Origin of the sequence: Methylobacterium sp. UNC378MF (assembly GCF_900103195.1) — a bacterium.
Classification (GTDB): domain Bacteria; phylum Pseudomonadota; class Alphaproteobacteria; order Rhizobiales; family Beijerinckiaceae; genus Methylobacterium.
The window spans coordinates 24,817-35,541 of record NZ_FMWU01000042.1; the positions used below are offsets into that span (position 1 = coordinate 24,817).

At 71.0% G+C, this 10,725-nt stretch carries 10 protein-coding genes; 5 read left to right on the top strand and 5 right to left on the bottom strand.

The genetic code is table 11. The features are described from left to right. Positions 1-49: 49 nt before the first annotated feature. Entirely contained in the window at positions 50-1,405 is a 1,356-nt protein-coding gene (locus BLT59_RS28245) for an MFS transporter (RefSeq protein ID WP_091788942.1), read from the bottom strand. Between the two features lie 98 nt (positions 1,406-1,503). After that, positions 1,504-2,418: a 5-dehydro-4-deoxyglucarate dehydratase gene (kdgD, locus tag BLT59_RS28250; protein ID WP_091788944.1), complete on the bottom strand. Its 915-nt coding sequence runs from the start codon at positions 2,416-2,418 to the stop codon at positions 1,504-1,506. Between the two features lie 107 nt (positions 2,419-2,525). On the opposite strand from kdgD, the gene BLT59_RS28255 reads away from it, so the two are divergent. Then, a complete protein-coding gene (locus BLT59_RS28255) occupies positions 2,526-3,428 on the top strand; it encodes a LysR family transcriptional regulator (RefSeq protein ID WP_091788947.1) in 903 nt (300 codons plus the stop codon). 114 nt (positions 3,429-3,542) lie between these two features. Next, positions 3,543-3,830 carry an MTH1187 family thiamine-binding protein gene (locus BLT59_RS28260; RefSeq protein ID WP_091788950.1) on the top strand — a complete coding sequence of 96 codons (288 nt, stop codon included), beginning with the start codon at positions 3,543-3,545 and terminating at the stop codon, positions 3,828-3,830. 177 nt (positions 3,831-4,007) lie between these two features. On the opposite strand, the gene BLT59_RS28265 is transcribed toward BLT59_RS28260, so the two are convergent. Further along, positions 4,008-4,181 (bottom strand): metallothionein, encoded by a 174-nt coding sequence (locus BLT59_RS28265; RefSeq protein ID WP_091788953.1) that lies wholly within the window; start codon positions 4,179-4,181, stop codon positions 4,008-4,010. Between the two features lie 155 nt (positions 4,182-4,336). Between BLT59_RS28265 and BLT59_RS28270 the strand changes: the two genes are divergently transcribed. Both BLT59_RS28270 and BLT59_RS28275 read left to right on the top strand, forming a co-directional pair. Then, positions 4,337-6,655, top strand: a complete 2,319-nt coding sequence (locus tag BLT59_RS28270; RefSeq protein WP_091788955.1) for an FdhF/YdeP family oxidoreductase — start codon at positions 4,337-4,339, stop codon at positions 6,653-6,655. Positions 6,656-6,700: 45 nt separating this feature from the next. Beyond that, positions 6,701-8,071, top strand: a complete 1,371-nt coding sequence (locus BLT59_RS28275; protein ID WP_091788958.1) for a pentapeptide repeat-containing protein — start codon at positions 6,701-6,703, stop codon at positions 8,069-8,071. 42 nt (positions 8,072-8,113) lie between these two features. On the opposite strand, the gene BLT59_RS28280 is transcribed toward BLT59_RS28275, so the two are convergent. Next, positions 8,114-8,584, bottom strand: a complete 471-nt coding sequence (locus BLT59_RS28280) for a MarR family winged helix-turn-helix transcriptional regulator (protein ID WP_091788961.1) — start codon at positions 8,582-8,584, stop codon at positions 8,114-8,116. A 123-nt stretch (positions 8,585-8,707) separates the two neighbouring features. Continuing rightward, positions 8,708-10,138, bottom strand: coding sequence for an L-seryl-tRNA(Sec) selenium transferase (selA, locus tag BLT59_RS28285; RefSeq protein WP_091788964.1), 1,431 nt, complete (start codon positions 10,136-10,138; stop codon positions 8,708-8,710). A gap of 189 nt (positions 10,139-10,327) precedes the next feature. Between selA and BLT59_RS28290 the strand changes: the two genes are divergently transcribed. Beyond that, the coding region (locus tag BLT59_RS28290) for a sugar phosphate nucleotidyltransferase (protein ID WP_244514190.1) at positions 10,328-10,725 on the top strand (398 nt) is incomplete at its 3' end.

Consider the following 10,725-nt stretch of genomic DNA (forward strand, 5'->3'; position numbering starts at 1 on the left):
ATCGATGCGGGGCCGGACCGGCCGGGAGCCGGTCCGACTGGCGGGCGGGTCAGTGGGGCTTGAGCTCGACGCGGCGGATCTCGCCGACCACCACGAGGTAGCAGAAGCAGGCGACGAGGGCGTTCAGGCCGACGAAGACGAGGGCGCCATTGAACGAGCCCGTGCTCTGGACGATGTAGCCGATGGCGATCGGCGTGGTGATGCCGGCGGTGTTGCCGAAGGTGTTGAACAGGCCGCCCGAGAGGCCGCCGCTCTCCCGCGGGGAAGTGTCGGCGACGACCGCCCAGCCGAGCGCGCCGATGCCCTTGCCGAAGAAGGCGAGCGCCATCAGGCCGACCACGAGGGCGTCCGCCTGGACGTAGTTGCAGCCGATGATGCTCATCGACAGCAGCATGCCGCCGACGATCGGGATCTTGCGGGCCGCCGTCAGCGAGAAGCCGCGGCGCAGGAGCATATCGGAGATCACGCCCCCGAGGATGCCGCCGATGAAGCCGCAGAGCGCCGGCAGCACCGCCGCGAAGCCGGCCTGCAGGATCGACAGGCCCCGCTCCTTGACGAGGTAGACCGGGAACCACGTCAGGAAGAAGTAGGTCAGCACGGTGATGCAGTACTGGCCGACATAGATGCCGAGCAGCATCCGGTTGGCGAGCAGCTGGCGCAGCGTCCGGCCGGCATCGCCCTGCCTGCCCCGGCTCTGCCCGTCCATGTCGAGCAGCGCGCCGCCGGCCTCGATGTAGTCCCGCTCCGCCTGGTTCATCGACGGGTGGTTCTTCGGGCTGTCGACAACGCGCAGCCACAGAACCGCGAAGACGATGCCGAGCAGGCCCATGCTGGTGAAGACGTGGTGCCAGCCGAAATTGTGGACGATCCACGCCATCAGCGGCGTGAACAGCACCGTGGCGAAGTACTGCGCCGAGTTGAAGAACGCCGAGGCCATGCCGCGCTCCCGGGTCGGGAACCACGCGGCGACGATCCGGGCATTGGCGGGGAAGACCGGCGCCTCGGTGAGGCCGACGGCGAGCCGCAGGGCGAAGAGCAGCACCACGGCGGTCAGGCCGGTGAAGAAGCCGACGGCGCCCTGGAGCAGCGTGAAGCCGGACCAGAGGGCGACGGCGGCGGCGTAGACCCACTTGACGCTGTAGCGGTCGAGGAGCCACCCGCCCGGGATCTGGGCGAGGACGTAGGACCACGCGAAGGCCGAGAAGACGTAGCCCATCTGGACCGGCGAGAGGCCGAGTTCCTTGGCCATGTCGGGCCCGGCAATCGAGATGGTCGCGCGGTCGGCGTAGTTGATCGTGGTGGCGGCGAACAGCATCGCCACGATGAGGAAGCGGACGCGGGTGCGGCGACCCGCATCGGCGGCGTCGAGCAGGGTGCTCGTCGCGCCGCTCGAACTGGCACTCATGGACGTTCTCCCTGGCTCGTCGCCGCCCGGTTGATCCAGGAAGCGGGTCGTTGCCGCCGTTGGCTCGGCGGGTCGGTCGTTGGTCGCGTCTTGGGGGTTCAGCGGCGGTCGCCGATCAGGGCCGTCAGCTCGGCGCGCTCGGCCGCGTCGAGCTCGGTCAGCGGCGGCCGGACCGGGCCGGCGTGGCGGCCGACGGCGCTCATGCCCGCCTTGACGATCGAGACCGCGTAGCCGCGCTTGCGGTTGCGGATCGCGATGTAGGGGAGGACGAAGTCGCGCAGCTCCCGGTAGACCGCGTCGCGGTCGCGGCGGCGCACGCTGTCGTAGAAGGACAGCGCCCATTCGGGCAGGAAGTTGAAGATCGCCGACGAGTAGGTGGTGACGCCCATCTCCAGATACGGCAGCGCGAAGGTCTCGGCGGTCGGCAGGCCGCCGACATAGGTCAGGCGGTCGCCCAGGGCGGCGTAGACCCGGGTCATCAGCTCGACGTCGCCGACGCCGTCCTTGAAGCCGACGAGGTTCGGGCAGCGCTCGCACAGGCCGGCCAGCGTCTGCTCGTTGAGCTGGGCGTTGGCGCGGTTGTAGACGATGATCCCGAGGGACGTCGCGCGGCAGACCGCCTCGATATGGGCGGCGAGACCGGCCTGCTCGGAGCCGACGAGGTAGGGCGGCAGCAGCAGGATCCCGTCCGCGCCGGCGGCCTCGGCGGCCCGGGCCATCTCGACCGCCAGGGCGGTACCCTGTCCGGCTGGGGCGATGACAGGGGTCCGGCCGCGGGTCTCCTCGACGGCGGCGCGCAGGACACGGTCGATCTCGGCGGGCGTCAGCGAGAAGAACTCGCCGGTGCCGCCGGCGGCGAACAGGCCCGACACCTTGTAGTCGGCGAGGCGTCCGAGATTGTCCCGGTAGGCGGTCTCATCGAAGCTGAAATCGTCGCGGAAATGCGTGACCGGGAAGGACAGCAGGCCGGAGCCCAGCACGCGCGCCATCTCGGCCGGGGTCATGCTCGCCATCGATTCCTCTCCCTGGAACGCACCATTCGGTGTCGCGTCTGGGTTAGGCGCCGGCGTTAAATGCGTCCAACGTTGATTTTGGCTGGATTATCCCGGATCCTGCATCAATGTTCGACCTCGGCCATGCCCGCAGCTTCGTCGCCGTCGCCGAGGAGATGCATTTCGGCCGGGCCGCGGCGCGGCTGAACCTGACCCAGTCGCCGCTGTCGCGGCAGATCCAGATGCTGGAGCAGACCCTCGGGGTGACGCTGCTGGAGCGGACCACGCGCGCGGTGCGCCTGACCCCGGCGGGCCGCACCTTCCTGGCCGAGGCCTACCGGGTGCTGGCGGCCGCCGAGAACGCCGCGCGCATCACCCGGCGCGCCGCGCGGGGCGAGAGCGGGGTGCTCCGCCTCAGCTTCACCGCCGCCTCGGCCTACCGGACGCTGCCGCAGGTCGTGGCCCATGTCCGCCGGACGCTGCCCGAGGTCGACCTCGTGCTGGAGGAGATGGTCTCGGACGAGCAGATCCTGGCGCTGGGCGAGAACCGCACCGATCTGGCGATCCTGCGGCCGGCCCCGGTCCTGCAGGATCCGAAATCCGCGATCGCCACCGCGCCGCTGGCGCGCGAGCGGCTCCTGCTCGCGGTCCCGCGCGGGCACCGCCTCGCGACGGCGCGCGCGCCGACCCTGCGGGACCTCGACGGCGAAGCCTTCGTGACCTGGTCGCCCCGCGGCGGCCGCTACTTCATCGACCTCCTCGACCGGCTGTTCGAGGCCGGGAGCGTGCAGCCGCGGATCGTGCAGCGGGTGAACCAGGTCCACGCGATGCTGGCCCTCGTCGGCGCCGGCATCGGCGTCGCGCTTGTGCCGGGCAGCGCCCGGGGCAACAGCATGGCCGATATCCGGCTCCGGCCGATCGCCCTCCCCGCGATGACCGAGCCGGAGCTGTGGCTCGCGTGGCGCAGCGACAATGCCAATCCCTGCCTGCCCTCCGTGCGGGCGGCAGCGCTCGAAACCGGCGAGGCGTGACGGCCGGCCCGGTGCCGGCCTGGAAAGTCGAAGCGGCCGGCGATAGGCTGCCTGCTCGCCCCGCTACCGGTCGCGACCGTGCCGGGGCCGCTTCTCGCGGATCAGGCAGGCACCATGAAAGTTTCGGCCGACCTCTGCATCGTGCCGATGGGCGTCGGCCCGTCGGTCTCGCCCTACGTGCGGGCGATCAAGGACATCATCGAGTCGAGCGGGCTCACCGCCACGATGCATCCCAACGGCACGAACATCGAGGGCGAGCTGTCGGAGATCTGCGCGCTGGCCGAGCGGTGCGAGGCCAAGCTCGCCGAACTCGGCGTCCAGAGGACCTTCTTCACGCTGATCTTCTCGACGCGCCGCGACAAGGACCAGTCGATGGCCGACAAGCTCGCGGCGGTCTCCTGACCGCGAGGTCGGGAACAGACCCAGAGCCGCTCCCGATCAGGTCGGCGCGGTGACGACAGCCGAGCCCGCGCCGAGCGCGGCGCGGGTCCCCTCTCCCGCAGGGGACAGGGGGCGCGTCGCGGCTGTCTCGGCCGTCGATGCGTTCCTCAGACCGTCGAAACGTGATCGGGATTGGCCCTAGCCGTGGCAGGCGCAGCCGGCATGCTCGCAGCCGGCGTGGTCCTTGTGGCCGTCCGCGCACTCGTCACAACAATAAGCCTTGCCGTCCCGCGACACGGCCTTGGAGACCGGAATCACACAGACGCAGTCCTGGCAGGCACACTTCACCATATCGACGTCGACGCTGGCCATGATGTCCTCCTCGGCGAATGGTCCGCATGTCGACGTTAGGGCCAGGGCACCGCCGAGGAAACCCGTCCGGGGGCGCGGTGACGCGCCCGTGATCCCATTCGCCCGCTCGCGCGTTCCCTCGTGCCGGTCATCGCTGGGCCGGCTGGGAGGGCACCATGGCCGAGCAGAAGACCGACGACGTCCGGATCGAGCCCTACGACGGGCCGGCGGGCGGATGGGGCTCGGCCCGCTCGCTCGTCGAGATCCTGACCCGCGAGGGCGTGCCGGTCACCGGCTCGGCGATGCTGCTCAAGCAGAACAAGCCGGACGGCTACATGTGCACGTCCTGCGCCTGGGCGAAGCCGGCCAAGCCGCTTGCCTTCGAGTATTGCGAGAACGGCGCCAAGGCGACCGCCTGGGAGCAGACGCGCCGCCGCGCGACCCCGGATTTCTTCGCCGAACACACGGTGACGGAACTCCTCGGCTGGAGCGACTACGCCCTCGAGGAGCAGGGCCGCCTGACCCACCCGATGCGCTACGACCCGGAGACGGACCGCTACCGTCCCGTCGCGTGGGCGGAGGCCCTCGCGGAGATCGGCCGGGAGCTGAAGGATCTGCGCGCGCAGGACCCGCGATCGGTGGTGTTCTACGCCTCCGGCCGAGCCTCCCTCGAGACGAGCTACATGTACGCGCTGCTCGCGCGGCTCTACGGCAACAACAACCTGCCGGACTCCTCCAACATGTGCCACGAGCCGACCTCGGTGGCGCTGCCGCAATCGATCGGCGCCCCGGTCGGCACGGTGCTGCTGGAGGATTTCGAGACCACCGACCTGATCCTCTTCTTCGGCCAGAACGTCGGCTCGAATTCGCCGCGCATGCTGCATCCGCTCCAGGAGGCGCGGCGCCGGGGCGCTCAGATCATCACCTTCAACCCGCTGCGCGAGCGCGGGCTGGAGCGCTTCACCGATCCGCAATCGCCGGTGGAGATGCTCACCCGCTCCTCCACGAAGATCTCGACGCAGTATCACCAGGTGAAGGCCGGCGGCGATCTCGCGGCGCTCACCGGCCTGTGCAAGGCCCTGCTCGCCCTGGACCGGGCGGCCGAGGCCGCCGGCAAGCCCCGGGTGCTCGATCACGCCTTCATCGCCGAACACACCCACGGCTTCGCGGCCTTCGTCGACTTCTGCGACGCACAGGATTGGGCCGCGCTGGAGCGGCGCTCCGGCCTCACCCGGACCGCGCTGGAGGCCGCCGCCGGGGTCTACGCCCGCGCGAAGGCGGTGATCGGCATCTACGGGATGGGCCTGACCCAGCACCGCAAGGGCACCGAGACCGTCCGGATGCTCGTCAACCTGCTGCTCCTGCGCGGCAATATCGGGAAGCCCGGCGCCGGGATCTGCCCGGTGCGCGGCCACTCGAACGTGCAGGGCCAGCGCACCGTCGGCATCACCGAGAAGCCCGAACTCGCGCCGCTGGACAAGCTGCAGGAACTCTACGGCTTCGAACCGCCGCGGGAGAAGGGCCTCAACACGGTGGAGACCTGCGAGGGCGTCCTCGACGGACGCGTGAAGGCCTTCATCGGGCTCGGCGGCAACTTCCTGCGGGCGGTGCCCGACACCGGCCGGATGGAGCCGGCCTGGCGGCGGCAGCGCCTCACCGTGCAGATCTCGACCAAGCTCAACCGCTCCCACCTCGTGAACGGCGCCGTCGCCTACATCCTGCCCTGCCTCGGCCGGATCGAGATCGATCGGCAGGCGAGCGGGCCGCAGGCCGTGTCGATGGAGAGTTCCACCGCGCAGTTCCACGGCTCGCGAGGGGTGGCCGACCCGGTCGGGCCGCACCTGCGCTCCGAGCCCTGGATCGTGGCAGAGATCGCCAAGGCGACCCTGCCGCACAATCCCCGTATCGACTGGGATGCGTGGGTCGCCGATTACGGGCGGGTGCGCGACGCGATCGAGGCGACCTACCCGAGCGTGTTCCACGACCTGAACGGCCGGATGTTCCAGCCCGGGGGCCTGTTGAAGCCGCTGGGCGCCCGTGATCGCAAGTGGGAGACCGAGACCGGCAAGGCGAATTTCGCGGTGCCCGAGGGCCTCGAAGCCGACCCGGATCTCCCCGCCCACGGAGCGGACGTGCTCGACCTGATCACCCTTCGGTCGAACGACCAGTTCAACACCACGGTCTACGGCTATGACGACCGCTTCCGCGGGGTGAAGGGCACGCGGGACGTGCTGTTCATGAACCGGCGGGACATCGCGCGGTTGGGCTTGAGGGACGGCGGCAGCGTCGCCGTGGAGACCGAGGCCGACGATCAGGTGTCGCGGCGCGTCGGCGGCCTGCGCGTGGTGGCCTACGACATCCCGGAAGGCAATTGCGCCGGATACTATCCGGAGCTGAACGTCCTGTTGCCGCTCTGGCACCATGACGAGCAGTCCAAGACGCCGGCCGCGAAGGCCATCGCCGTTCGGGTGGCGGCGGCGACCGGCGCCCTCTGAGCGAAGCGTCTGGCGTCCGGTCGCGCCTTCCGGCAAGGAACGACCATGGACCAAGGGACCCCAACCGACGCGTGGCCGGACGCTCAGGCCGAGCCGCGCCTGCGCGCGCTCCTCGGCCGGATCGCCGCCGGGGCGCCGCTGTGCGAACCGGGCGCGGACCTGTCGCAACTGAGCGCCGGACCGGGCGCGCTGGCCGCCGAGGCCGATTCCGGCCTCGGCACGGATGCCGAATCCGGCGGCCTGTCACTCGCCGGCGCCGACCTGTCCCGCGCCCGCATGGAGGAGGCCGACCTCTCCGGCGCCAACCTGCGCCGGGCCACGCTCGCGGGTGCGGTCGGGCGCTCGACCCGCTTCACCGGCGCGATCCTGGAGGAGGCCGACCTGTCCGAGGCCGACCTCTCGGGGGCGGACTTCACCGACATCGTCGCCGGACAGGTGAAGTTCGCCGGGGCGATGCTGGAGGATGCCCGGTTCGGCCGCGCCGCGATGCGCTTCGCCGACCTGTCGGGCGCCCTCCTCGACGGGACCGACTTCGCCGGCGCCGACCTCTGGGGCGCGGATTTCTCCGGGGCGGATGCCGACGACACGAACTTCCGCGGGGCGCGGCTCGACGAAGCCAAGCTCGCGGACGCCAACCTGACCCACGCGGATTTCGCCGAGGCGAGCCTGACCAAGGCGAGCCTCGCCGGCTCTCGCCTGCGCGGGGCGCATTTCACCGGCGCGAAGCTCGACGGTGCCGATCTCTCGGGGGCGGATCTCTCGGATACCGACCTCGTGCGGCTGAACCTTGCCACGTGCCGCCTGCGGCATGCGCGCTTCGCCGGCGCCTGGCTCAACGGCACGCGGATGAGCGTGGAGCAGCTCGGGGGAGCGGTCGGCGAGGAGGTGGCCGGCGCCTATGAGGCCGCCCAGGCGAGCTACCTCGCCCTCGAGCAGAACTGGAAGAGCATCGGCAGCCACGACGCCGCGAGCTGGGCATACAAGCGCGGCCGCCGGATGGGCCGCTTCCATGCCGGGCAGCAGGCCCGCACCGCCTGGAGCAGCCGGGACTGGGCCGGCTTCCTGCGGCACGGCTATCGCTGGACCGCCGATCGCTTCGTCGAGTGGCTGTGCGACTACGGCGAGAGCCTGTCGCGCATCGCCCGCGCCTTCGCGCTGCTGATCGTGCTGTTCGCCGGGCTCTACGGCCTCACCGGCGGCCTGTTCATCGTGGAGGGGCCGGAGGCCGGCCCGACCTACAACCCCCTCGATCTCCTGAGCTACAGCGCGCTCAACATGATGACCGCGAACCCGCCGGAGATCGGCCTCAAGCCCACCGGCCGCGTCACCAACCTGCTGGTCGGCATCGAGGGCGGCGTCGGCATCATCCTGATGGGCCTCTACGGCTTCGTCCTGGGCAACCGCCTGCGGCGGTGAGGCCGCCGGCTCCGGAGCCGCCTCCCCGCATCCGAGCGGTGCTCAGTCGTTCACGCTGAGCCGCTCGATGACGAGGCTGAGATCCCTGCGCAGGGCGCGGATCTCCGGCTCGCTGAGTTCGAGCTGACACATCACGCTCTCGCGGACCGAGACCGCGTCGGCACGCAGGGCGGCGCCCTCGGGCGTCAGGGCGATCTCGACCTCGCGCTCGTCGGACTGGCGCCGGGTCCGGAGGAGGAAGCCCGCGCTCTCCAATCGCTTCAGAACCGGCGTCAGCGTTCCGGAATCGAGGCGCAGACGCCGGCCGATCTCCGAGACCGTGACGCCATCCTGTTCCCACAGCACCAGCAGGACCAAATATTGCGGATAGGTCAGTCCGAGCCGCTCGAGCAGCGGCCGGTACGACTTGGTCATCCGATGCGCGGCAGCATAGAGCGCGTAGCAAAGCTGGTTATCGAGATGCAGCGGATCCGTCTCCGGCTCCGCCTCAGCCGTCTCGGCAATATACGCCATATCGTTCGCCCATCGCGGTCCATGCACCGCCACTCTCGACCGCGACCGCGGGTTCGTCATCATACCATAACACGGGATGCCGCCGTGCAAGGTCCAGTCTTCCGATCCGTTCTCTTATCAACCCTAGGGGGTTCGTAGCCCGTTCCCGGCGGGCGGGAGCGCCGCCAGGGTGTCGAGGAAGCCGGCCTCGTCCTCGAGGGTCCGGACATCAAGGCGGACGGCCTCGTCGCTGATGCGGCCGATCACCGGCACCGGAAGCTGGCGCAGATCCTCGGCGAGCCTCCGGCACCGCCCGCCGCCCCGGCCGCCCGGCGTCAGGACCAGGGCGGCGCTGGGCAGGGTCTCCACCGGCAGGGCGCCGGACCCGATCTGGCTGATGCAGTCGGCGACCGCGACCGTGGCCCGGCCGGCGAGCCGCTCCGCCACCGCGGGGGCGAGGCGTTCGGCCTGCGCGGCGATCGCATCCCGCGCGCGGGTGAGCAGCCGCAGGGTCGGCAGCTCCGCTCGCAGCCGCTCCGGATGGAGGTAGAGCCGCAGCACGGCATCGAGCGCCGCGTAAGTCATCTTGTCGACGCGCAGGGCTCGCTTCAGCGGGTTCTTGCGCACGCGGGCGATCAGGTCCTTCCGGCCGGCGACGATGCCGCACTGGACCGCGCCGAGCAGCTTGTCGCCGCTGAAGGTAACGATATCCGCGCGCTCCAGGGCAGCCCGGACCGTCGGCTCGGGGGGCAGCCCGTAGGCGGCGAGGTCGACGAGGCTGCCGCTGCCGAGATCGTCCGCGAGCGGCACCCCCCGCTCGCGGCACAGGGCGTGCAGGGCGACCGGATCCGCGGCCGCGGTGAAGCCCGCGATGGCGTAATTGCTCGGATGCACCTTCATCACGAGGCCGGTGCGAGGTCCGAGCGCCTCCGCGTAGTCGCGCAGATGGGTGCGGTTGGTTGTGCCGACCTCGCGCAGGCGGCATCCGGCGCGCACCATCACGTCCGGCACCCGGAACGAGCCGCCGATCTCCACGAGTTCGCCGCGGGAGACCACCACCTCCTTGCGCATGGCCAGCGCGTTCAGCACCAGCAGGACCGCGGCCGCATTGTTGTTGACGACCACCGCGGCCTCGGCGCCGGTCAGGCGGCAGATCAGGGCCTCGACATGGTCGTCCCGCTCACCCCGGGCGCCGGTGGCGAGATCGAATTCGAGGTTGCTCGCCTGCACCATCACGGCAGCCACCGCCTCCGCGGCCGAGCGAGGTAGCAGGGCCCGGCCGAGATTGGTGTGCAGCACCGTCCCGGTCAGGTTGAAAACCGGCCTGAGAGACGGGCGGTGCGCGGCGGCAAGCCGCGCGGACGCTTCGGCCCGGATCGCCGCCGCATCCGGAACGGGGCCGCCGCCGGCCCGGATCGCCGCCAGCACCGCCCGGATGGCGTCCGTGTAGGCCGTCCGCCCGTAGGCCTCGAGATCCGCCGGAGGTGCGGCGCCGACGAGGCGCTCCACCGAGGGAATCCGGCGCGGGGACGAATCCGGATCGTCGGCCGGGCGGGTGGGGACGGGCTCAGTCATGACAGGCCAGACATAACCGTCCCCCCGAACGCGGCCAGTCTGTCCCGGCGCGGATATTGCGCGCAGGTTGTTCCCTCCCCGGCTCGACGGTAAGGGCAGATCCGGAAATCGGCGGCCACCACTCCAACGCACCCGCGCGGGGCGGGCTCGGCCGCGCCACCCCGCCGAGACGTCTCGGGAGAGGCCACCATGTCCCGACCTTCGATCCAGATCCACCCGATGATCCTGTGCGGTGGGACGGGGACGCGGCTGTGGCCGGCCTCGCGGGAGAGCATGCCCAAGCAGTTCGCCCGTCTGGTCGACGCCGAGCGCTCGACCTTCCAGGCGACGCTGGCGCGGGTGTCCGACGCCGCCGTCTTCGCCACGCCCACCGTCATCGCCTCGGCCGAGGCCCGGTTCATCGTCGCCGAGCAGCGCGACCAGCTCGGTCTTGCCGCCGACATCCTGCTCGAGCCGCAGGGCCGCGACTCGGCCGCCGCCGTGGCGGTCGCAGCGCTGCACGCCGCCGCCAGCGACCCGCAGGCCGTGGTGCTGATCATGGCCGCCGACCACGTCGTGCCCGACACGCAAGCCTTCGTGGACGCGGT

Bases quoted from the DNA above. Each gene is read 5' to 3' on its own strand.
- BLT59_RS28280 (WP_091788961.1), bottom strand. From the start codon at position 8,584: ATGGCGTATATTGCCGAGACGGCTGAGGCGGAGCCGGAGACGGATCCG.
- BLT59_RS28275 (WP_091788958.1), top strand. From the start codon at position 6,701: ATGGACCAAGGGACCCCAACCGACGCGTGGCCGGACGCTCAGGCCGAG.
- BLT59_RS28265 (WP_091788953.1), bottom strand. From the start codon at position 4,181: ATGGCCAGCGTCGACGTCGATATGGTGAAGTGTGCCTGCCAGGACTGC.
- BLT59_RS28245 (WP_091788942.1), bottom strand. From the start codon at position 1,405: ATGAGTGCCAGTTCGAGCGGCGCGACGAGCACCCTGCTCGACGCCGCC.
- selA (WP_091788964.1), bottom strand. From the start codon at position 10,138: ATGACTGAGCCCGTCCCCACCCGCCCGGCCGACGATCCGGATTCGTCC.
- BLT59_RS28255 (WP_091788947.1), top strand. From the start codon at position 2,526: ATGTTCGACCTCGGCCATGCCCGCAGCTTCGTCGCCGTCGCCGAGGAG.
- kdgD (WP_091788944.1), bottom strand. From the start codon at position 2,418: ATGGCGAGCATGACCCCGGCCGAGATGGCGCGCGTGCTGGGCTCCGGC.
- BLT59_RS28270 (WP_091788955.1), top strand. From the start codon at position 4,337: ATGGCCGAGCAGAAGACCGACGACGTCCGGATCGAGCCCTACGACGGG.
- BLT59_RS28260 (WP_091788950.1), top strand. From the start codon at position 3,543: ATGAAAGTTTCGGCCGACCTCTGCATCGTGCCGATGGGCGTCGGCCCG.